This window comes from Caldalkalibacillus uzonensis (assembly GCF_030814135.1).
Lineage (GTDB): Bacteria > Bacillota > Bacilli > Caldalkalibacillales > Caldalkalibacillaceae > Caldalkalibacillus > Caldalkalibacillus uzonensis.
In genome coordinates, this window is sequence record NZ_JAUSUQ010000025.1 from 1 (window position 1) to 22,377 (window position 22,377).

Annotated in this window: 21 protein-coding genes and 1 pseudogene; 3 read left to right on the forward strand and 19 right to left on the reverse strand. The window is 47.6% G+C overall.

Annotated features, from left to right (window positions below):
• The 9 genes and pseudogenes from J2S00_RS18590 to J2S00_RS18630 form a co-directional block, all read right to left on the reverse strand.
• A pseudogene (locus J2S00_RS18590) lies at positions 1 to 169 on the reverse strand (electron transfer flavoprotein subunit alpha/FixB family protein); the annotation flags it as partial.
• Between the two features lie 14 nt (positions 170 to 183).
• Positions 184 to 951 (reverse strand): electron transfer flavoprotein subunit beta/FixA family protein, encoded by a 768-nt coding sequence (locus J2S00_RS18595; RefSeq protein ID WP_307343464.1) that lies wholly within the window; start codon positions 949 to 951, stop codon positions 184 to 186.
• A 63-nt stretch (positions 952 to 1,014) separates the two neighbouring features.
• On the reverse strand, positions 1,015 to 1,794 hold the full coding sequence (locus tag J2S00_RS18600; protein ID WP_307343467.1) for an enoyl-CoA hydratase: 780 nt from the start codon (positions 1,792 to 1,794) through the stop codon (positions 1,015 to 1,017).
• A 118-nt stretch (positions 1,795 to 1,912) separates the two neighbouring features.
• Positions 1,913 to 2,500 carry a fatty acid metabolism transcriptional regulator FadR gene (gene fadR, locus J2S00_RS18605; protein WP_307343470.1) on the reverse strand — a complete coding sequence of 196 codons (588 nt, stop codon included), beginning with the start codon at positions 2,498 to 2,500 and terminating at the stop codon, positions 1,913 to 1,915.
• Between the two features lie 238 nt (positions 2,501 to 2,738).
• On the reverse strand, positions 2,739 to 4,436 hold the full coding sequence (locus J2S00_RS18610; protein ID WP_370875901.1) for a long-chain-fatty-acid--CoA ligase: 1,698 nt from the start codon (positions 4,434 to 4,436) through the stop codon (positions 2,739 to 2,741).
• 356 nt (positions 4,437 to 4,792) lie between these two features.
• Positions 4,793 to 7,156 (reverse strand): endonuclease MutS2, encoded by a 2,364-nt coding sequence (locus J2S00_RS18615; RefSeq protein ID WP_307343476.1) that lies wholly within the window; start codon positions 7,154 to 7,156, stop codon positions 4,793 to 4,795.
• 127 nt (positions 7,157 to 7,283) lie between these two features.
• Positions 7,284 to 7,703 (reverse strand): YugN family protein, encoded by a 420-nt coding sequence (locus J2S00_RS18620; protein ID WP_307343479.1) that lies wholly within the window; start codon positions 7,701 to 7,703, stop codon positions 7,284 to 7,286.
• A 128-nt stretch (positions 7,704 to 7,831) separates the two neighbouring features.
• Entirely contained in the window at positions 7,832 to 9,829 is a 1,998-nt protein-coding gene (tkt, locus tag J2S00_RS18625; RefSeq protein ID WP_307343483.1) for a transketolase, read from the reverse strand.
• 104 nt (positions 9,830 to 9,933) lie between these two features.
• Positions 9,934 to 11,439 (reverse strand): leucyl aminopeptidase, encoded by a 1,506-nt coding sequence (locus J2S00_RS18630; protein WP_307343487.1) that lies wholly within the window; start codon positions 11,437 to 11,439, stop codon positions 9,934 to 9,936.
• A gap of 136 nt (positions 11,440 to 11,575) precedes the next feature.
• Between J2S00_RS18630 and J2S00_RS18635 the strand changes: the two genes are divergently transcribed.
• On the forward strand, positions 11,576 to 12,064 hold the full coding sequence (locus tag J2S00_RS18635; RefSeq protein WP_307343489.1) for a divergent PAP2 family protein: 489 nt from the start codon (positions 11,576 to 11,578) through the stop codon (positions 12,062 to 12,064).
• Between the two features lie 31 nt (positions 12,065 to 12,095).
• Here the strand turns inward: J2S00_RS18635 and J2S00_RS18640 are convergent, their stop codons facing one another.
• The 4 genes from J2S00_RS18640 to J2S00_RS18655 all read right to left on the reverse strand — a co-directional run bounded on the left by J2S00_RS18640 (position 12,096) and on the right by J2S00_RS18655 (position 15,037).
• Positions 12,096 to 12,737, reverse strand: coding sequence for a 3D domain-containing protein (locus J2S00_RS18640; RefSeq protein ID WP_307343492.1), 642 nt, complete (start codon positions 12,735 to 12,737; stop codon positions 12,096 to 12,098).
• A 55-nt stretch (positions 12,738 to 12,792) separates the two neighbouring features.
• On the reverse strand, positions 12,793 to 13,113 hold the full coding sequence (locus tag J2S00_RS18645) for a YuiB family protein (protein ID WP_307343495.1): 321 nt from the start codon (positions 13,111 to 13,113) through the stop codon (positions 12,793 to 12,795).
• A gap of 153 nt (positions 13,114 to 13,266) precedes the next feature.
• Positions 13,267 to 13,494 (reverse strand): YuiA family protein, encoded by a 228-nt coding sequence (locus J2S00_RS19960; RefSeq protein WP_370875900.1) that lies wholly within the window; start codon positions 13,492 to 13,494, stop codon positions 13,267 to 13,269.
• 343 nt (positions 13,495 to 13,837) lie between these two features.
• Positions 13,838 to 15,037: an NAD(P)/FAD-dependent oxidoreductase gene (locus J2S00_RS18655; RefSeq protein WP_307343499.1), complete on the reverse strand. Its 1,200-nt coding sequence runs from the start codon at positions 15,035 to 15,037 to the stop codon at positions 13,838 to 13,840.
• A gap of 291 nt (positions 15,038 to 15,328) precedes the next feature.
• Here J2S00_RS18655 and J2S00_RS18660 point away from each other — a divergent pair, with 291 nt between their 5' ends.
• Positions 15,329 to 16,336, forward strand: a complete 1,008-nt coding sequence (locus J2S00_RS18660) for an NAD(P)/FAD-dependent oxidoreductase (protein ID WP_307343501.1) — start codon at positions 15,329 to 15,331, stop codon at positions 16,334 to 16,336.
• Between the two features lie 54 nt (positions 16,337 to 16,390).
• Here J2S00_RS18660 and J2S00_RS18665 read toward each other — a convergent pair whose 3' ends face one another.
• The 4 genes from J2S00_RS18665 to J2S00_RS18680 form a co-directional block, all read right to left on the reverse strand.
• The gene (locus J2S00_RS18665; protein ID WP_307343503.1) at positions 16,391 to 16,651 is read right to left on the reverse strand and encodes an aspartyl-phosphate phosphatase Spo0E family protein; all 261 of its coding nucleotides are present in this window, start codon (positions 16,649 to 16,651) and stop codon (positions 16,391 to 16,393) included.
• A gap of 310 nt (positions 16,652 to 16,961) precedes the next feature.
• A complete protein-coding gene (gene dapF, locus J2S00_RS18670; protein WP_307343506.1) occupies positions 16,962 to 17,819 on the reverse strand; it encodes a diaminopimelate epimerase in 858 nt (285 codons plus the stop codon).
• 73 nt (positions 17,820 to 17,892) lie between these two features.
• On the reverse strand, positions 17,893 to 19,509 hold the full coding sequence (locus J2S00_RS18675; RefSeq protein ID WP_307343509.1) for a GGDEF domain-containing response regulator: 1,617 nt from the start codon (positions 19,507 to 19,509) through the stop codon (positions 17,893 to 17,895).
• A gap of 210 nt (positions 19,510 to 19,719) precedes the next feature.
• Positions 19,720 to 20,172 carry an EAL domain-containing protein gene (locus tag J2S00_RS18680; RefSeq protein WP_307343512.1) on the reverse strand — a complete coding sequence of 151 codons (453 nt, stop codon included), beginning with the start codon at positions 20,170 to 20,172 and terminating at the stop codon, positions 19,720 to 19,722.
• A gap of 131 nt (positions 20,173 to 20,303) precedes the next feature.
• Between J2S00_RS18680 and J2S00_RS18685 the strand changes: the two genes are divergently transcribed.
• Positions 20,304 to 20,465 carry a hypothetical protein gene (locus tag J2S00_RS18685; protein ID WP_307343514.1) on the forward strand — a complete coding sequence of 54 codons (162 nt, stop codon included), beginning with the start codon at positions 20,304 to 20,306 and terminating at the stop codon, positions 20,463 to 20,465.
• Positions 20,466 to 20,898: 433 nt separating this feature from the next.
• Here J2S00_RS18685 and J2S00_RS18690 read toward each other — a convergent pair whose 3' ends face one another.
• Together J2S00_RS18690 and modA are read right to left on the reverse strand one after the other, a co-directional pair.
• Entirely contained in the window at positions 20,899 to 21,300 is a 402-nt protein-coding gene (locus J2S00_RS18690; RefSeq protein ID WP_307343518.1) for a hypothetical protein, read from the reverse strand.
• Positions 21,301 to 21,436: 136 nt separating this feature from the next.
• Positions 21,437 to 22,189 carry a molybdate ABC transporter substrate-binding protein gene (modA, locus tag J2S00_RS18695; RefSeq protein ID WP_307343521.1) on the reverse strand — a complete coding sequence of 251 codons (753 nt, stop codon included), beginning with the start codon at positions 22,187 to 22,189 and terminating at the stop codon, positions 21,437 to 21,439.
• Between the last annotated feature and the right edge of the window lie 188 nt (positions 22,190 to 22,377).

Sequence of the window (22,377 nt, forward strand, 5' to 3'; positions counted from 1 at the left end):
CCCCATGTTGAATCAGTTCTTCGGTATATTGCTCGCTGTCCGGTCCGAAGACGGCGGCGGTCACCTGTCCATCACCGCTTATCTGTCTGGCGGCTGCGATCGCTTCCAAGCTGACGTTACGCAATGCGCCACCTTTGGTTTCTGCTAGAACTAAGATATGTTTACCCATGTTAGCTGCCTCCTTTAAACCACTTTTGCCTCATCGCGCAAGAGTTGTACCAATTCTTGGACCTGATCTGTCAGTTCCCCTTCCAAAATGCGTCCCGCTTGCTTTTCAGGCGGCAGGAAATACTCCAAAACTTCCGTTTTGGCCCCGATCTCGTCTAGGTTCAAATTGAGGTCCTCCACGGTTAAGCGCTCCAGCGGTTTCTTTTTGGCTTTCATAATGCCGGGCAGGGACGGGTAGCGGGGCTCGTTTAATCCTTGTTGCGCTGTGAACAGCGCCGGCAGGCTCACCTCGACAATTTCCACATCTCCTTCCACATCCCGCTCAGCAACAGCTGTATGACCGTTAATGTCCAGTTTGGTAATGGTGGTCACCTGGGGAATGTCTAACAGTTCAGCGACGCGCACAGCCACTTGGCCGGCACCGTTGTCCACGGAGACGTTCCCGCCCAAAATAATGTCAAATTCACGGTCTTTGATGATGGCAGCCAGGACGTGGGCGATGGTGTGCTCATCCCCGTTTAAGTCCTCATCTTCCACCAGGATGGCTTTGTCAGCACCCATGGCCAGAGCGGTGCGGATCTCTTTTTCGGCCTCAGCCGGACCGACGGTGAGCACGGTCACTTCCCCGCCATGTTCATCCCGCAATTTGATCGCTTCTTCGACGGCATATTCATCATAGGGGTTGATGACGAACTCCACGCCGTCATCGACGATGGCGTTGTTCTCAATTTGCACTTTTTCTTCGGTATCAAAGGTGCGTTTCATCAGCACTAAAATGTTCATCTTGTTCCCTCCTCACTGGGTTTCTAACGAGCGCTTGCTCAGTTTAACGGTCTTTAAAGGGGCTTAACGATCCTTAAAGACCGGTTTTCGTTTTTCAAGGAAAGCTTGTACGCCTTCTTTGGCATCCTCTGTGGAGAACAACCGGCCAAACAGCTCGGCTTCTTTCTGCTGGCCCTCGGTCAAGCCGTGTTGTTCACCGTAGTTTACTGCTTCGATGCTGAAAGCGATGGAAACAGCGCTTTTATCAGCCATATGTTTAGCAATGGCCAGCGCTTCATTGAGCAGGTTATCCTGGCTGACACATTTATTCACCAAGCCCAAGGTCTCGGCTTCCTCCCCGTTAACAGGCTGGCTGGTTAAAATGATCTCCAGCGCTTTGGCCTTGCCGACAACACGTGGCAGGCGCTGAGTGCCGGCAAATCCGGGAATGATGCCTAAGTTCAGTTCAGGCAAGCCAAGTTTGGCATCAGGTGTGGCTAAGCGGAGATGGCAAGCCAGTGCCAGTTCCAATCCCCCGCCCAATGCTGCCCCATGAATAGCGGCAATGATCGGTTTTGGGAACGCTTCCATTCTGTTGAAAAGCTGTTGCCCTTTTTTGGCTAATTCTTCTGCCTCTTCTGCATTTTGTATGGTGGTAAAACCTTTGATGTCTGCTCCTGCAGCAAAGAACCTGCCTTCACCGTGCAAGATCACGACTTTCAATGCCGGATCTTGCTCAATATCTGTCAAGACATTGTCCAATTCTTCGAGAAGATCTGGACTCAGGGCATTGGCCGGCGGCCGATTAAGGGTAATTACAGCTATCCGGTCTTGCCGTGACAAAGCAAGATGCTGATAGACCATCAAATCCCTCCCATCTTATAAATTATGGGCCGAAATAATCTTCTGTCCATTTCTATTATAACGAAAAATCAGAGGAGATTAGAAGTTCTTTCATGTGCATAAAGTTTAACAAAGTTTGTCAGGCTGATTTCAGCCCGTGCAGCAAGAGGCGTAAAATAGGTTCTACATTTGATAGCAAGTCGTATTTGCGTTCCTTAAGCAGCCAGTTGGTGACACTCTCATCCAAGGTGCCAAAAATCATATACCTGGCCAGCAACGGATCAATATCAGGGGAAAAGGCTCCCTCTTTAACTCCCAGTTGGATGAGCTTGTCAATCAATTGCAAATAGTGTTTTAAGATTTCATTTATTTTTTGGCGCAAGGCCGGATCCGATTGGCGCAGTTCAAGTTGGGTGACCACAGCCAAATCCGGATCCTTGGCCAGTTGATAAAAATGCATATAAATCAAAGTACGCAACTTCTCTTCAACAGTGGTTTGCTCGTTAATTGTTTGTTCAGCCACAGTAACAAATTGTCCCATTTTTTCTGCAAATAAAGAGATGAGGATGTCTTCTTTGTTCTCAAAATATAAATAGATTGTCCCGTCAGCCACATTTGCCTCTCGGGCGATTTTGGAGACTTGCGCCTGATGATAGCCATGCCGCGCTATAACTTTGACTGCTGCATTGATAATCGCATCGTATTTTTCGCCTGTTTTCTTTGCCATGATACTCGCCTCGTCTATATAGATTATGAATGATTACTCATTCACTCCAAGTTTAACGTATCCCCTTTTAGTTGTCAATCATCTTGAGCATGTACGCAAAAACAGAAGATGAGCTGAGCAGAACATCCCTGCTGCAACATTTGGCCACAGATGACATTTCACCTAATAAGTCAAGGTTGTGTAGGACGCTTATCGTACATGATGCCGGGGTTCCGCTCATTGTTCAGCTCTTATAACTTTAAGATCCTACATTCTGGTCCCTTTCTTGCTCAGCCTTTTTCCGTTCTTCATCAACTAAGACGCGGCGTAATACTTTGCCCACCATGGACTTGGGCAGTTCATCCCGAAATTCATATATTCTTGGAACCTTATAAGCGGCTAGTTTGCTCCGGCAATACTGTTCCAGTTCTTCCTCAGTTACTTGTTTGCCTTCCTTTCGGACAATAAAGGCTTTAACGGTTTCACCTCGGTACTCATCAGGAACACCTATGACAGCACATTCTTGTACTGCCGGATGTTCATACAGCACCTCTTCCACTTCCCGGGGGTATATGTTAAAGCCGCCAGCAATGATCATATCTTTCTTCCGGTCCACAATGTAAAAGTAACCTTCTTCATCCATGTAACCCATGTCACCTGTCAAGAACCAACCGTCCTTGAACACCTTTTCCGTCTCTTCTGGCCGGTTCCAGTATCCTTTCATCACTTGCGGGCCTTTGATGGCAATTTCACCGATTTCGCCAGTAGCGGCAGGTTCACCCGTTTCAGGTGAAATAACAGTGACATCGGTATCAGGCCAAGGGATGCCGATGCTTCCCACCACATTTTTACCCCAAATCAGGTTGGCGTGGGTAACAGGTGAAGTTTCTGACAAACCGTAACCTTCAACCAATTTCCCATTGGTCAGTGCTTCAAATTTGTTTTTCACCTCGACTGGCAAGGGTGCGGAGCCGCTGAGACAGGCTTTGATGGAAGACAAATCATATTTGCCAACATCCGGATGGTTGATCAAAGCAATATACATGGTCGGTGCACCGGGAAAAAGGGTGGGACGCTCTTTGTCGATCGTTTTTAAGGCGTCGTCCACCTCAAACTTGGGAACAAGAATCATGGTTGAGGCCATAGCGATGCTGATGTTCATCACCACAGTCATGCCATATACATGGAAAAGGGGAACAATGCCCAGAGATCTCTCCTGTCCATACTCCGCTTTATACATCCAAGCTTTGCACTGGTAGGTGTTGACCACCAGATTGCGGTGAGTGAGCATGACACCCTTGGGGGTTCCGGTGGTCCCCCCTGTATATTGCAACAACGCCACATCGTCAGGCGATTGGGAAATATTGAGTGACACGCCCTCGCCTGTTTTCAGCCATTTCTTAAAATTGTGCACGGTATTGCCGTACTCCACATTGACCTGGATGCCTTGTTTCTTTTTCACGACCAAGGGGTAGAGCACATTTTTGGGAAACGGAAGATAATCTTTAATGCTGGTAATAATCACATTTTTCAGTGGTGTCCTGGCTTGTACTTTGGCTATCTTGGGAAACACCAGATCCAAGGCAATAATGGTTTGGGCACCGGCATCATTCAACTGATATTCCAATTCTCTCTCCACATACAAGGGATTGGTCTGCACCACAACGGCTCCAGCCATTAAAATGCCGTAATAACTAATCACATATTGGGGACAGTTGGGCAGCATAATCGAGACGCGGTCACCAGGTTTTACTCCCAGTTTAACAAGGGCGCGGGCACAATCTACAGCAGCTTGATAGAGTTCGGCATAGGTCAGCTGCTTGCCCATGAACCGAATGGCGATATGATTGGGCTTGTTCTCATAAGCTTCCTTTAATAAATCAGGCACAATACGATCTGGATACTCCAGTGTGGCCGGAATTTCCGGCGGATAATGCTTCAACCAGGGCTTTTGCATGTCACTCATCACTTCCCCTCCCTTTCTCAGTGCTAATCCTCCCTTTGTTAACTTTATGCACATCCTCATCTCTTATTCCCAATTATAATGTAAGCGGTCACATTTTTGAAATAAAATTTTTTTCTGAACAAAACAGAGGACACCCTTAGTTGAGGGTGACCTCCCTGAATGATATTTTTTTGTCACTTATATCTCCATCTTCAAGGCGCAAAAAAAAGCAAGTAGATTAATCCTGACAAAACAAAAATAAGGCTAACGGCCAGCAAGATGCGAGATAATATTTTAAACACCATAATCTGCATATTCCTCCCGCTTAACGAACTTGGTACGCTGTAGGAATCCTGTGGGTGACTCTTCTATTTCAGTGTGACCACGGTGACACCGCTGCCGCCTTCCCCTGCTCCACCCAAACGGAATTGCTTTACCCGTTTGTGCTGTCGCAGAAAATCTTGAATGCCTTTACGCAGCTGTCCCGTCCCTTTCCCGTGAATAATGGACACCTGCTGGTAGCCGGCCAGGAGCGCGTCATCCAGATATTTGTCTACGGCAGCAATGGCCTCATCTGTTGTCTGGCCACGAATATCCAGCTCCAGACTGACTGTTTCCCTTTTTGTCTGTACACGGGTTAACGCAGCCTGTTCAGACTGCTTGGACTTGATCTTCTTCATATCGCCAGCTTTGACTTTCATTTTGATGATCCCCAGCTGAACATAATACTCTTGGTCGGACAGTTTTTCCAGAACTTGCCCCTTTTGGCCAAAGGTGTGCACATATACATCGTCACCTGCTTTAAAGGTTTGAGATCTTTTCTGCGCAACAACGGACCTAGTAATGCCTACCTTCCTGCTCTCCGTTGCTTCCTTGATCTGTTCCAAACCTTTTTTGGCTTCAATCAGCTGGTGTTCTTTCACCACCTGGTGCTGGTGCTGCCACTGGCGGAGCTGGTCCATAATGTGCTCCGCTTCTTTCAGCATGCGGGCCATTTTTTCCCCGGCTTGTTGTTTAGCTTCGGCCACCAGCCGTTCTTTCTCCTTTTCCAGCTGGGCTTCTTTCTTGGCCAGGGACTGCCTGAGCCTCTCGACTTCTTGTTTCAAACGTTCAGCTTCCCGCCGGTCCTGTTCAGCCCGTTTGCGGCTGGCTTCCAATTCAGCCAGCATATGATCAATGCGGCGGTCATCGCTACTGATCTGGCTTGTGGCCGTTTCAATAATCTCCTCTCGCAAACCGAGCCTCCGGGCAATATGGAAGGCATTGCTCCGCCCAGGAACCCCCACCAGTAGGCGGTAAGTTGGCTGTAAACTCTCCACATCAAATTCCACACTGGCATTAATGACCCCCGGTCTGGAGTAGGCATATGCTTTCAGTTCACTGTAGTGGGTAGTGGCCACAACACGTGCCCCCCGGCTATGGACATGATCCAGAATGGCCATGGCCAACACGGCCCCCTCAGTGGGGTCTGTGCCCGCTCCCAGTTCATCAAACAAGAGCAAACTGTTTTCATCCATCTGCTCCAAAATGTTAACAATGTTGGTCATGTGGGAGGAGAAGGTGCTTAAGCTTTGCTCAATACTCTGCTCGTCCCCAATATCGGCAAAGACTGAGGAAACAACAGCCACATGGGACCCTTCTTCAGCTGGAATAAACAATCCAGCACAAGCCATAAGGGTGAGTAATCCCAATGTTTTTAGTGTGACTGTTTTTCCCCCCGTATTGGGACCCGTAATCACCATGCAGGTGTACCCGCCACCCAATTCAAAAGTGGTCGGCACCACGTCTTGGGCAGGAATTAAGGGATGTCTGGCCTGAACCAGTTTAAAGTAACCCTGGTCATTGAGCTTGGGCTGAACGGCACGGATGCTCTTGGCATAGTAAGCCTTGGCGAAAAGAAAATCAAGCTCAGCCAGGGCTTGTATATTTTGGGCCAATGCCTCCTGCACTTCCCCCACCTGGCGGGTCAAAGCGGTGAGGATGCGATCGATCTCTCGTTCTTCCTGTAGTTTAGCTTCTCTCAGCTCATTGTTAATGGAAACCACCGCTTCCGGCTCCACAAACAAGGTGGCACCGGAGGCCGATTGATCATGAACCATACCGCCAAAATGATGGCGGTATTCTGCCTTGACCGGGATACAATACCGGTCTTGACGAATGGTCACAATGGGATCTTGCAGCATTTTTTGATGAGCCGGTGATTTGATAATCTGTTCCAGTTGACGCTTTACCCGCTGTTCAGCCTGACGAATCCGGCTCCTGATCTGTTTTAACACCGGACTGGCCGAATCCAGCACATCCCCATGATCATCGATACATGACCTAATCGCCTGCTCCACCTCTCTCAACGGGGTAACCTGTTGCTCTAAACCTTCCAGATGGGGCAATGCCTCTTGTTCTGCACACACCTTTTCCAGGAAATTCTTCAGCTTCCGCCCCCCGGCAATGGTTTGAGCAATATCCAGTAGTTCTGCCACATCGAGACGGCTGCCGATTACCGCCCTTCTCAGCGCAGGGCGGATATCCCGGATGCCGCCCAACGGCACCTGCCCCTTTAGCCGTAATACAGTGGCTGCTTCATAAGTGGCTTGCTGGTTTTTCTGAACTGCGGCCAAATCAAAACAAGGCACCAGATCTGCCACTTTTTGCTTTCCGAGAGAAGAGGCCGTATGCTGGGCTAATTCCTTTTTGATTTTATCAAATTCCAATATTTGTAAGGTTCGTTCCTGCACAACGCATCCTCCTATCATGCCCCCATTATAGCATATCAACATAAAGAAAGACCTTAAGACGGCAGATCTTAAGGTCATCTCAGCAATGCAAAAATAAACAGACAGGTAGGTGAACAGGGCAACATGGCTAATCTCCAAATTGGTGGCGGTAAGCCTCCTCCACACGAGCTAAAATCGTACGCCCTGCTTCAATCTCATCAGCTCTGAGGGAGGCATCAGGATCTTGGGGCTCAGCAAACTGATTAATGCTGGCATTAACGACAGAAACATCAACACGGTCATCATTGGCCAGTTGATATTTATGCCGCAGCAAAAATGGCCTGCCCAGCCGCAGAATCGCGTTGGGATCTCCGAAGCTTCCCCGTTCAACAAAAGCAGGAATGCGCAGGTAGAGATAACCAGGCTCCGCATCCAGCTTTTTGTCAAAGTAACCATGATCCACTTCCCATCCGCCACCCACTACAAAACCAAATTGTTCCAGGAACTCTTGTACTTCCTCATACTGGGCCGCTTTATTTTCCAGTATGGATCCTTCATAAGCGTACATGGCGAACTCCTCCTTATGATCTCTATTTATACTGTTACCTGTCACGGCCCTTTCTATGTGCAAGGTCACTCGTACACAGCAAGAGAAGTCCGCCAGCACTGTCGCTGTTGCTCTCATTCAGAGCTGCTTTATTTGTTTAACAGAGCCTTTGCTCTCTGTACCACATTGGACACAGTAAATCCGTACTCTTCCATCACCTTACTGCCTGGTGCGCTGGCCCCAAAAGTGGTGATACCCAGCACATCACCTTCATCTCCTACATACCGTTCCCAGCCCAGGGGATAGGCCATTTCCACAGCCAGGCGCTTCTTCAACTCAGGGGGGAGCACCTGTGCCTTGTAGCTGTCGCTTTGCTGCTCAAACAGTTCCCAGCTGGGCATGCTGACCACGCGCACAGCGATACCTTCCTGTTCCAGTTGCTGCTTGGCTTCCATCACCAAACTCACTTCCGAGCCGCTGGCCAACAGGATCAGCTGGGGGTCCTTGCCTTCTGTCTCGGCCAGGATGTAAGCCCCTTTGGCCAAATCTGTCTCGCTCCTCCTCGTTTCTGCCAGTACAGGAAGACCCTGTCTGGTTAACACCAAGGCAACAGGACCCTCTGTCTGCTGAACAGCATAGGTCCAGGCTGCGGCTGTTTCATGGGCATCGGCGGGACGGAGAACAGTCAAGCCGGGAACAGCCCGCAAGGAGGGCAACTGTTCAATAGGCTCGTGGGTGGGGCCATCTTCGCCCACGGCAATGCTGTCATGGGTGAAGACATAGACCACTGGTAGCTTTTGCAAAGCGGCCAAACGGATAGCAGGACGCAAATAGTCAGAGAAGACAAAGAAGGTGCCACCGTACGGTTTGGTGCCCCCATGCAGGGCAATACCATTTAAGGCTGCGCCCATGGCATGTTCCCGCACCCCGAACCAAATGTTCCGTCCACTGTAGTCTTCCGCACTAAAGTGGGCTTCATCCTTAATTAAGGTCTTGGTGGAAGAGGCCAGGTCAGCCGATCCTCCCCACAGCCCGGGGATGTGCTGCGCCAGGTGGTTAATCATGGTGCCGGAAGCAGCACGGGTCGCCACTTTGGAGCCTGTCTCAAAGGCAGGCCGCTCTATACCCTCTACACTAAAGCGCCCTTCCACCGCTTGCTTCAACTGCTTGGCCAGTTCTGGATAGGTTTGTTCGTACTCCGTGAACAACGCCTGCCATTCTGCTTCTTGCTGTGCTCCCTTTTCTTTTAATTCGTTAAAATGCTCCCTGACTTCCTCTGGCACATGGAAGGGATCATGGGGCCAGTCATAGTGCTGTTTAGCCTGTTTGGCTTCTTCTTCACCCAGCGGCGCCCCGTGAACTGCATTTGTTCCCGCCTTGTTGGGACTGCCATAGCCAATCACGGTGCGTACTTCAATCAACGTAGGATGCTCTTCATCTGCTCTTGCTTCTTCAATTGCCCGGGCAATTGCTTCCACATCATTGCCGTCTTCTACTCGCAAATATTGCCAGCCTGCGGACTCAAAGCGCCTGCGTACATCTTCCCGGAAAGAAAGATGCAACTCCCCATCCAGGGAAATATCATTAGAGTCATACAGCACAATCAGCCGGCCCAGTTTCAGCTGTCCGGCAAGGGATGCCGCTTCATAAGCAACACCTTCCATCAGGTCTCCATCACCGCAAATCACATATGTAAAATGATCCACAATGTTAAACTGGTCCCGGTTGTAGACAGCAGCCAGGTGCCGTTCAGCCATGGCCATGCCGACGGCCATGCCAATCCCTTGTCCGAGAGGACCTGTTGTGGCCTCTACCCCCGGTGTGTGGCCATATTCAGGATGCCCAGGCGTTTTGCTGCCCCACTGCCGGAAATTTTTTATTTCCTCCATGGATAAATCATACCCAAAGAGATGCAGCAAACTATATAGTAACATGGAGCCGTGCCCGGCAGATAAGACAAAACGATCCCGGTTAAACCACTGGGGATTAGCGGGATTGTGCTTCAGAAACCGGCTCCACAGCGCATAAGCCATTGGCGCTGCACCCATAGGCATGCCCGGATGCCCGGAATTTGCTTTTTCAATGGCATCAATAGATAAAGTACGAATGGTGTTGATGGCTAATTGTTCAATGCTTTTGACAGACATCGTTCTCCTCCTTCGTCTTGCAATCGGCTGTCATCTCGATCAGCCTGACTCCTTTTTGTATGCATTATCCCAGTTTAGACAGGATAAATCAATAGCCACTGCTATTACTCTGCAAACCGTTCTGCCAGAGTGGCCAGTGTGCGGACCATGACACCTGTTCCGCCTTTTCTGGTCAGTTCGTCTTCACGGCTGGACCAGGCTGTTCCAGCAATATCCAAGTGCACCCAGGGGGTATCTCCGGCAAATTCCCCTAAGAACAATCCGGCTGTAATACTTCCGGCCAAACGTCCGGGTGCATTGTTTAAATCAGCCACATCGCTGGAGCGAACCATTTTTTTGTATGGTTCATAACTGGGCAGACGCCATACCAGTTCCCCAGCTTCAGTGGCTGCTTCCAGGACGTCGATCATCAATTCTTCATCGTTACTCACTGCTCCGGTTGTACAATCCCCAAGCGCAATGAGGATAGCACCGGTCAAAGTGGCCAAGTCCACAATATAATCAGCGCCCAGTGTTTTGGCATAAGCAATACCGTCAGCCAAGATCAGGCGTCCTTCCGCATCCGTGTTGCGCACCTCAATGGTTTTGCCATCATAAGAAGTGATGACGTCACCCGGCTTCAACGCACGGCCGCTCGGCATATTTTCTGTGGATGGAATGACAGCCAGCACATTGCATTTCGGTTTTAAGCGGCCAATCACCTCCATGGCGCCTAATACCGCAGCAGCTCCCCCCATATCCATCTTCATCTCGTGCATATCCTTGGACGGTTTTAAGGAGATCCCTCCGGTATCAAACGTCAGTCCTTTGCCCACAAAAGCCAGAACATCTTCCCACTTCTCTTTGCCTTGGTATTTGATGACAATCATTTTAGGTGGCTGGTCACTGCCCTGTGCGACCGCCAATAAAGCTCCCATGCCAAGTTCTTCCATTTGGTCACGGTCCAGAATATCGTATTCAAAGCCGTGCTTGGAAGCAATTTCTACCGCTTTTTCGGCCAGTTTACTGGGGGTTAAATAATTCCCAGGCGTGTTGACCAGATCCCGAGCCATACAGGTCCCCTCGGCATAAATCTGCCCTGTCTTCAAGCCTTGCTCAACTTCTTCTCTCCCTTCAAGCACACAGACGGAGACATGTTCCACACTGGGCTGGGCATCCTCTTCTCTGGTCTTGTATGTATCAAACCGATATGAAGCCAACACAGATGCTTCAGCCAGCGCATGGGCCAAAGACGCTTGTTCTTCATCGTCATGACTTGCAAAACTGCTCAGGCAGTAAGTGACTTTCTTCACCTTCAGCTTTAAAGCCTCTTTTGTGACGTAGCCAAACAACTCTCGTGCTTTGGACAGGTCAAATTCATCTTTTTCACCCCCATTGACAACCATCACCCGCTTGGCTGGAAGTTGGCCCAACGTGTAAATCACTTCCGCTTTCTTGCTGCCCTGAGTCCACTCCTCTTCTAAGAACCGGGACAGGACACCATCCAAGGCTTGATCCATGTCAGCAAAGCATCCTCCCGGCTGACTGTCCCCTTTGAACAGGCCAATCACAAACAAATCGGTGACAATCTCTGTACCCTTGTTCTGCTCTACTGTGAACTTCAACTTCATCCCCTCTTTCTGTTGATGCTGTCTTTATTATAAATCAACCTTGTTGCCCTTAGCCAAAAAAAAAAGCAGGAAAACCTTTATTACACCGTTCAGTTTTAAGTTATAATATGTGTACCGGGAAAGGATGAATGCACTTATGGAGATTTTTTTAAATTATCCGTTTTGGGCGGCCATGACAGCCATTGCCTTGGCCCAGCTGATTAAGGTCCCCCTATATTATCTTCCCAACCGGACGTTCAATTGGGGGCTCGTTTTTAGCACCGGCGGCATGCCCAGTTCCCATTCTGCTGCCGTCACAGCTCTATCAACGGCTGTGGCGATTGAGCATGGTTTGGATTCCACATTGTTTGCCATCTCCGCAGTGTTGGCCATCATCGTCATGTTTGATGCTGCCGGCGTGCGCCGCCATGCTGGAGAACAAGCGGTGGTACTTAACCGACTGGTAGATGATGTCAACCAGCTGATTGAGGAGATGAAAAACTGGAATACGCAAACGAAACAGGTGAAGCGTAAAAAATTGAAAGAATTGCTGGGACACCAGCCGATCGAAGTACTGGCAGGTGGCTTGTTTGGAATTGGGGTCGCCTTTTTGCTCCTGTTTATTGCCCAAGGGATAACAGGTTAAAAAACGAAAGAAGTGACTGTCACGGCAACAGTCACTTCTCCTTGAAGACCGGAATGGCTTGCAATTGGTGGTGATCCATCCTGTTCAGGAGATCCAGCATCTCTTCTGTTACTTTTCCTTCGCCCTCCTGTATCACATACACATCAACCTGTTGTTTGCCCCACAAACGATAGACATCTTCAACTGTATCGAAATATAGATCAATTTTGTTTCCCTTAATAGCACTCCCTGTATCTGCTACGACCCCATAGCCGTAACCGGGAATATACAAAATGGTTCCTAACGGGAACACATCGGGATCGGCAGCAATGGTGGAAAACAAGTCACGGCGTACTTTGACACCTGAATAGGTGATGCCGTACAAAGGGTGGTCAGGGGTTTTGCCCGTTGATTCCACCCCTGCTGTATACCCTGTAGCTAGTACGCTTTTGCTCGGAAATTGACTGAAATCTACTTGCTGCTCAATCACTTTCAGCTCCTGGACTAAATCCGTGGCAGCAGCAGATTCAGCCGCTGTGACAATATGAGTTAGGGTCAGCCTGCCACCCCATGCTCCGTCGTCAATGCAACTTGCCCATCCTATATGCACCATCATCAGGACGCAAAGAACGGCAAGCATCCACAGACTCAGCTTGTCATCACGCTGACAGAGCTTATCATGATTGGGTTGCATATATACCCTCCTCTCATAGACATCGTGTCCACTTCGAGGAAGATTTATGCATCCCTTAAAACATCCTGTAACCTCTGGCCCTGAGCATTTGAATGGAAAGCCCGCTCAAAAGAGCACCGATAAACCCAGCGCTTAAAATGACATAATCCACCATCAGTAAGCTGGTCAACTGCTCTCCCAAATGGGCGAGACTTTGGCCCGGAGCAGTGAAGTAGGCTCCCAGCGGTACTTCAGAAACAATGAGCAACACGACAATGGGGTATAAAATCAAGCCTGGCAGCCAGGTTGTTTTTAAGAGCATGTTCAAAATAAAGCCAATACCAAAAAAAAGAATCAAAAAAAGCAAAATCGAGATAATAAATTGCAACGGATCCACTGACCTCACCTCCTGCTGTCTCAAACCTAAGTGTACTGTATCGGCACAAAAAAATCCAGCCGCTTACCCTGTTTTCCCTCCCGATACTGGCCAGGGGGCAGTTAAGCTGCTGGACTGTTCTCGTCAGTTGCTTGGTACACGCATACTGATTACTTATAATATACCATCATACTTCGGAAATGACATCCACCGTAACTGAATCTGATCAATCTTCCGTTCCGGCTTGGCTTGCAGCCGTTCTGCCGGAGCCAGGCCGCTTCCTTCACAATGAACGCATGTTTCGCTTCCGCCCAGCATCAGCTGAAAATAACCTCTGCCATGGCAATATTCACAGTGGGTAGTGGCTTGCGGCAGACCAGCTTGACTAAATTTCAACTTCATGGTTTCCCTTCCCTCCTGACTGACATCGTCGTTTATTTTTTAAATCATATCATACCAGTTTCACAGGCAAGCATAAACCTTTAAAATTTTCAGAAATTGTTTATTTTCCTAACATGAAAGCGAATACACTGTCCCTTTTCTTTATTTTTCTTAATTTTTCATGATTTTTCTCGCGCTCGGAAAAATAAGGTTATATAAGTTAACCTCGATTGAATCGGCTTATACAATTTTTTGATTATGGGGTTTTTCTAACAATGAACAAGCCAAAGAACGCAGCCTTTTCATTGGCTGGCCTTGTTCTTTGGCTTTTGATTACAATGATATAACTTGATAACAAACCGGCCTAGAAACGTCCCTTTTTCAGGACTAGGGACAGCCCCCCAATAATATACAGATAGCGCATATCAATCAGTTTTTTCAACCAGGACGCTGCATGCCCATACACTTTGCGGCCGCCCACAATGCCGATGGCTTCATCCCTTCCCAAAGAGGCAACGGTACCGCGAATATGGGGCTTAAACGGTGTCATGGACCCTCCACGAATCAAAGCCGCTAGATTAAGAGCCACATTTTCCCCATGTTGAATGGCAATCTGAGCCGTAGGGGGATAAGGACGATTGTTCTCTTCATTAATAATTAAGGCGCAATCACCAACGATGAAGATGTTCTCATGGCCGGGAGCTCGTAAATACTCGTCTACCTTAATCCTTCCGCGCATGGTTTCAAAGCCGGACTCCTCTAAGATGGAGTTGCCACGGACACCTCCGGTCCACACAATAGTGGCTGCTTTAATCTCCTCTTCCTCACCATCCACTTCAATCACCACGCCTTCAGGAGTGCAGCGTTTGATCGGGGTACCAATCTTAAATTCCACCCCTTTCTTCTCAAGCACATCCATTGCATAGTTGACCAAAGCTGGATCAAACCCTGGCAGTGCTGTCGGTGCAGCTTCCACATTAATAATGCGCACCAAGTTAGGATCTACATCATATTCAGCACAAAGTTCCGGCACACGGTCAGCCAACTCTCCCACAAATTCGATGCCTGTAAAACCTGCCCCGCCAACAACAATGGTCAAATAGTCGGTACGCTCCGGCTCAGTGGCAAATTTGGCAAACTGATATTCAATATGCTGGCGGATAACGCGAACCGAGTTAATACTGTTAATACTGAAAGCATTTTCCCGCAAGCCTTCAATGCCAAAGGTTTCAGGTTCACTGCCCAATCCCACAACAAGATAATCATAGTTCAGCTCACCGTTTTGCAAAGTAACTTTTTGCTGTTCCCGGTCAATGGCCACCACCGTATCTTTGACAAAATTGATTTTCTTCTCATCAATCAATTCCCGGATACCAACGCGGGCTTGATCATGATGCATAGTACCTGCCGCCGGTTGGTGCAGTTCAGTAGTGATATAGTGATAATCATTTTTATTGACCAGGGTAATGTCTGCTTCATTATAGTGTAACTGTTTTGAGAGACGGAGCGCAGCAACGATCCCCCCGTATCCGGCTCCCAAAATAACAATGCTTGGTTTGCTCATTTTGATCACTTCCGTTTTCATTTTTTCTTAGGGTAGCTCAAGGCCACCGTGTTATAAGTTTGTTAATCATTTCACGAACTTTACTAAAAAATAAACAACTTGTCGACAAGTGTTAAAAAATGTTCACATTCTTATTTTATAATAGGACGTCTTCATTGATTTTTCAAGGGGTATTCTGTATTAATTTATGAACTTTTTCACGAATGTGCTCTTTTAAAGCCTCTCCAAAAAGTTTATAATAAGTTTTGGGTGTCATAATGCGTTTGGAATCATGTTTGTGGAGGTGTGGAGATGGCAGATCAACAGAACAATGAAGTCGTTGATATCGCAATAATCGGCGGAGGACCCACCGGCTTGTTTGCTGCTTTTTACGCCGGTATGAGACAAGCAAGCTGCAAAATTATTGAAAGTATGCCACAATTAGGGGGTCAGCTGTCGGCATTATACCCTGAAAAATATATTTATGACGTGGCCGGGTTCCCCAAAGTGCTTGCCCAGGAACTGGTTGAGTACTTGAAAGAGCAGGCATTTACTTTTGATACCCAGGTTGCTCTGGAAGAGACGGTGGAAGATGTCCGCAAAAATGATGAGGGTATTTTTGAAGTCAAGACCAACAAGGGGCTCCACCGGAGTAAAACAGTCATTATTACGGCCGGATGTGGCGCCTTTAGTCCGCGCAAACTGGATGTAGAAGGAGCAGAAAAATTTGAACATGCCAACCTGCATTACTTTGTCAAAGACAAAAATGCTTTTAGAGGGAAAAAGGTGCTGATCAGCGGCGGAGGCGATTCGGCTGTTGACTGGTCTTTGATGCTGGAGCCTATTGCCGAAAAAGTAACACTTGTCCATCGGAGGGATAAGTTCCGTGCCCATGAACACAGTGTGGAGCAATTAATGAATTCGAAAGTAGACATTAAAACACCACTCAAAATAAGCGAACTGCATGGCGGGGACAAAATTGAAAAAGTGGTGCTGGCCGATGCCAAAACCAATGAGACAGTTGAGGAACTGGAAGTCGATGAAGTGATTGTCAGCTTCGGCTTTATTTCTTCCCTTGGCCCTATTCAAAACTGGGGACTCAACATTGAGAAAGGTTCCATTGTGGTCAACAGCAAAATGGAAACCAATATTCCTGGCATTTATGCTGCCGGTGACATTGCCACTTATCCGGGCAAAATCAAGCTGATTGCCGTCGGATTTGGAGAAGCGCCAACCGCAGTTAATAATGCCAAGGCCTATCTTGATCCTCAAGCCAAAGTCCAGCCCGGACACAGCTCTAACATGAGCTTTAACAAATAGTAAAAAATGTTCCCGCCTCCAGGAGAGGGGGAACATTTATTATACTATCCCTTACTATTGGTTAGAAGCTGCTCTCCAATATAAAGGGTTGAAAGGAAAGTCACGAATTAGCTTGTTGGCTGGGCGGGAATCACTAGATGTATAAGCATGACCACTTGTGCGAGTTTGATTGGTCAGACTGTTCCAAATATTATGTAACTCATCAATTTCTTGGCTTATGGCAATCACTTCAGGATCGGTCAATCCTTTTTTGGCTGCCAAAAGCACCATTTCTTCTCTCAATCGTTCAATCCGATTTTCCACAATATGTATCATTGTACTATCCTCACTTATTCCTCATAATTTCTTCTCATTTGTTGCTGTTTACTCAGTCCAACATGGACTATTCTACACTATCTGTTTACTCTATGACAAACGCGAAGAACTTCTATTTTTGTCTAATCCACACGATTCATAGAGGTATATGTCGAATAGATAAAAGTTTTTATTTTTAGAAAAATTTATTTGTGTTTGGCAACAAAAGAAAGGGATGTCCTTCGTTTTGATTGTTAAAAAACCAAAACAGAAGCCAAAATGAAAGATGGCTTCTGCATTGCTCGGCCTATGAAACCCCATCACTCTCCGGTCACATTCTCCAAAAGTACGTTCCTTCGCATACATACATCGCCGGACCGGTCATCCAAACATGATCATCTTCTGACCACACAACCTCCAGGTCTCCCCCTTGTAAATGAACCGTCACTGAGGTCCCTTTAGCCACCTTCTGTTTCAGTACAGCGGCCACCACCGCAGCACAGGCACCTGTTCCACAAGCGTAGGTCAACCCAGAGCCCCTTTCCCAGACTCGAAAATCAATTTCATCCTTGGTCCGCACATGGATAAACTCCACATTAACCCCTTCAGGAAATAAAGGATGTTTTTCGATTTTTGGCCCCAACGTCGTTACCGGCGCAACCTCTACATCCTCCACAAAAATGACAGCATGGGGATTCCCCATGGAGACACCCGTAAAGCGGATGTACTGGCCGTCTAGCTCTAAAGGATAATCAATGGCGGTCTCTTCCCCGCCCTCTGCAAGTGGAATCTCTTTAGGGGATAAACGGGGCTTGCCCATGTCAATGGTCACCTGTGTCACAATCCCCTGTTGAACATGAACATGGGCTTCTACCACACCCCCTAACGTTTCTATCTTAAACCGGGTGTTATGCACCAACCTTTTTTCAAAGGCATATTTAGCTACACAGCGTAAGCCGTTGCCGCAATTTTTAGCTTCTGACCCGTCAGCATTAAAGATCCTCATCTTCACATCAGCTTGCTCAGAAGGGGCGATAAGGATCAATCCGTCGGAGCCGATCCCCGTGCGTACCGATGAAACAGCCTGAGCCAAGGGAGAGAGCTGATGCTCGTCAAGCTTAATGTGGCGGTCATCCAGGTAAATATAGTTATTACCTAGTGCTTGCATTTTGGTAAATGGTATGTCCATGTTACCCCTGCTTTCCTTCTATTCATTGACAAAATACGTGATAGTATATCTATATCATTGTACTAGCAAAGTGTCATTCTGTCACCCTCTGTATAATTTGCTTAGCCCGTGAGAGAATCTCAATCGGTTTGAAGGGTTTAGTCAAATAATCGTCAGCGCCCAGTTCTAAAGCGCGCTGAATATCGGCTGCACCCTTGCGGCCTGTCAACATGATCACCATAATACGTTTACCCGGCTGAGACTTTTTCAGTTGGTACAATACTTCCAGCCCGTCCATTTTGGGCATGATCCCGTCCAAAAAAACAATGTGATAATCTCCCTTATCAGCCCAACCTGATTGAAGAAAAGTAAGCCCATCTTCAAAGCCTTCTATCAGTAATGTAAAATTATTAGGTCGTTCAATTTTTTTCAGCAAGTCAACGACAATTGTGCGCATCACCGGATCGTCATCGACCACTGCTATTTTGATCTGCTTATTTTTTTCTTGCCGGGTGTTCTGTACGGATACCACCCTCGCCCTGCCTTGTTGTTTGGCTTCATATAAAGCTTGGTCACATACTTCCAGCCAGTAGGCAAGGGACTCATTATTGACATCAACTTCAACCACACCGGCCGAAAACGTAAGGGAGATGTTTCGTCCAGCATGTTCAAACTTTTTCTGACTTAAGCCCCGCAAAATCCTGTTCATCAACGACATGGCCCCAGCCAGTTTGGTCCGAGGAAGCAACAGCGCAAATTCCTCACCCCCTAAGCGGGCCACAACATCATACGCTCTTGTTTCTTCCTGAAGGTATTGGGCCAAACCTTGCAGGACTTTGTCTCCCATGACATGGCCATAAGTATCATTCACCATCTTAAAATGATCCACATCCAGCACGACCATACAAAGTGGCTGTTTCTGACGTTTATGCTCTGCCAACAACCGTCTAAAAGCCTCTTGCAAAAACCTTCGGTTGTAAACACCTGTTAATTCATCCGTCAACAGCAGGCTGGACAATTGCTTTTTTTTGGTTAAGTGCCTTTCTAAACGGACAGCTAACTCTTCTCTATCCACCGGCTTAGGAAGAAAATCATCGGCACCTAACTCGTAAGCCCTGATACGCATCTGTTTGCTATTATCCTCACTCATAACCACAGTGGGGATCAGCGCATTATCTAAATAGGGCTTTAAATGGGTTAAGAGATTGTGACCCAACTCATCCTTTAGCTCAATCTGTGTGACCAAACAATCCGGTTTTAAATCGTAAAACGTAGCCAAAGCTTTCTTGACGGAGGAAGCAACCAAAACGTGGTAGCCTTTGTTTTCTGTCAAATAATCTTTTAGATCAACGAGCAGGGATGTATCCTCATCAGCAATCAGCACCACTTGATCATCATGACTGGCTGCAACTTCCAGTCCAGACTGTCCTTGATCCAGTGCCGGCTGTTCTGAAAAAGCAAAAGAGATAATGGGCTGTAGCAGCTGTTTCAATTCAGCAACGGGCCACGTCTGCTTGGTATCATTCTGCACCTTCTTCAAACAGTGGACAGCATCACTCCCCACACAGTGTAAACTGACGGTACGTGCCTTTGCTGCCAAAGCGTGCAGAAACAGTTCCACTTCATCCTTGGGAACGGGCTGGTGTTGGTCAAACCAAGTTTGCAATTTATGCTTTACGCTTTGGCGCAACCTGGAATGGTATTTTTGCATCAGTGACCACCCTACTATATTTTCCTAATATTATACTAAACACTGTGTCTGGTGAACTACTATATATTGGAGGAGCAGCCCAAACTGTCGGGACACTTGCAAAAAAACAAACATTTTAATTTAACGCCTGGTTGTCAGCAAGTGCCAAGCCGCCCCTAAGACCAGTGGAGCATTTAAAGCGACAGCCAGCCACAGCCCTTCCCGCATTTATCAGTTTCTATCATATTCCTCCAGCAACAAAGCCAACTCATGGGCAGCCATGGGTTTGGCGAACAAAAAACCTTGTCCCACTTGACAGTAATGGCGGCGCAGAAAACGAAGCTGTTCTTCCCGCTCTATCCCTTCTGCCACCACTTCCAGTTCCAGCAGGCGAGCCAAATTAATAATGCTTCTGACCAGGGCTTCTCCCCGTTCGGAGCCAATTTGCTGCACAAATGAGCGGTCAATTTTCAGCTCATGGAGGGGAAAGGCAATCAGACGGCTCAGGGAAGAGTAACCGGTGCCAAAATCATCCACCGCCACCCGCACACCTAATTTTGTTAATTCAGATAATTGACCGACGGCACGCTCATAATCCCCCAACATCGATTCAGTCAACTCTACCGTTAGCTGTTCCAAGGGAAAACCTGTTGCCCGGGAGGCAGCCTGTAAGCGCTCAGACAAACGCTCCTCCACAAATTGCCCCATAGACAAATTGATGCTTAAGCGTTGGCGGGCCAAAAACAAGCTGGGCATAATCCTCGCCCAGCCACAAACTGTAATTGTTACTCATGCTGCGCCTCCTTCTGTGTGCCTTGAGTTCAACCACTGTCTGTTGCAAATCTGTCTTAAATTATAGTACAGCACTGCCAAGGTTGTATATCCTGCGGGAGGGTGATCTTCGGGAGCATGGACAGCATCGCTTTGACCACAGCCTCTTGCTCTTGATCGGCCGGCAGGCCATCCCTGCCATTTGACGTGATGTCAAATTATAGGCAATATCTGCTGTAGTCAGCAGCTGATCACAAATTCGACCATGGCTAGGAAAAAAACTGACGCCTGCCTTGAAGGTGAGCTTTCTCCCTGACAAACCACAGGGGCAAATATGCCTTCTGTCGTTGTGATGTATCCAATCTATCTAGCTCGACACTACAGGGATATGCCTGTTGACCAGTATGATCGTTATGGTTCATGATGTTGGTTCCCACTTAGTTTTATGTTTTAACCATCGGAAGAGGGGCTCGTGCTTCTCCACAGGTGCCCGTGAGTCTGAACATAGAGGGCTGCCTGCTCTTCATCTAAGGGAAGGTCGCTGTACAACGGTGGGCAACCGTTTACGCTCCAGCAGATAGTCCGGAACCAAGCGGTTGCCCTGATAGGCCAGGCTGAACAGCTTGTCCAAGCGCTCACTCAAGCCGTTTGCGTCGCCGTCTCAATTTGATCCAGATCGAGGGCCAAGAGGGCATAGTTGCACTTGGCCTCCAGATAGCTTTCTTGCAACATGCGGGTCAAAAAGTTCTGTTCTTCCTGATTTTTCGCACTCGCAAATACTTTCTCAAATGCTGAAATAGCCTGACTGTACAGCTCAAATTTCTCTTGCAGAGATGGTGTTTCTTCGGCCAGGATAAGGTAGGCATGGGGGCGGTCCGGATTCTGTTGCAGGACTTGCCGGGCCAAAGTGATGCGTTGGTGGGGATTTTCCGCTAGCATAACCTGAACCAGTGTCTCCAGGCTGGTATCCCCGCTATCTTGCCTCAAGAACTCCGCCAAAGCAGAGAGCAACCCCTCGCCTAGACCGTCGGCTTCTTCCATCATTTCTGGCGGGTTCCACTGAACCCTTCACATGCTGATGACCGCATACTCCCAATTAAATTTCTCTATATGGTCATTCTAGCACAGCAGGAGCTACTAAAAAAAAGCTTCGTCGCTAAATCATGTCCATCATTCTTTACTCTCCCGGCAGTTCAAAACCATACTGGACGAGTATCTCCCGGCCTTCTTGTCCGAGCACAAAATCTGAGAACTTTTGGGCTTGTTCCATCTTGTTGGTATGAACAGGAATCGCCAAGGCCTGAAGAATTGGTTCATGGAGATCATCATCGATCAGAAAAAAATCCAATTGAGAATCTATCACTAATGCGAGTGCCACAACGCCTATATCAGCGTTGCCTGTCTCAACAAATTGGTGTGTTTGTCGAATGTTGTCTCCAAAAACCAGTTTCTCCTGTATCGCTTCCCAAATCCCCATTGTCATAAAAGCTTCTTTAGCAGCCTGTCCATAAGGGGCATGTTCTGGATTGGCAATCGCAATTGTTTGGACACTTGGGTCGAGCAGAGTTTCAGATGTAATTTGAGTAAATTGTCCTCTCGGTGTTAAAAAGCCAATCCGGCCAAGTGCATAATAGGCTTTCGTATCTGCTGCAACCACAACCTTGTCAATTAAATCATCAACATATGATTCATGAGCAGCAGCAAACAGATCAAAGGGCGCCCCTTGTGAAATTTGTTGGCTGAGATTGCCTGTTGAACCAAATGTAAACGTGACGTCAATGCCTGTCTGTTCCGTAAAAGCTTCTCCGATTTCTGTAAATGCATGATACAGATCGGCTGCGGCTGCAACTGTCATTTCTTCTTTGTGCATGTTTTCGTTATCACAGCCAATAAGTAAAATGAGCATGAAGAGAATGATTAACTTATGCATCACAAACCCCTCTCGTGCAATTATGCTACAAAATGCTGAGACATCTTTTTATTTACCCTGTTCCTGATTGTATCTTTGAAGTAGAAACCGTGTTGGATTTGAGTCAATATCCTGGACACAAAAAAGTTAAGTTTTAAGCGGAATGTTTCAAAAGATCTTCCACTTCCTGAGGTGTTCTGTAACCCAGG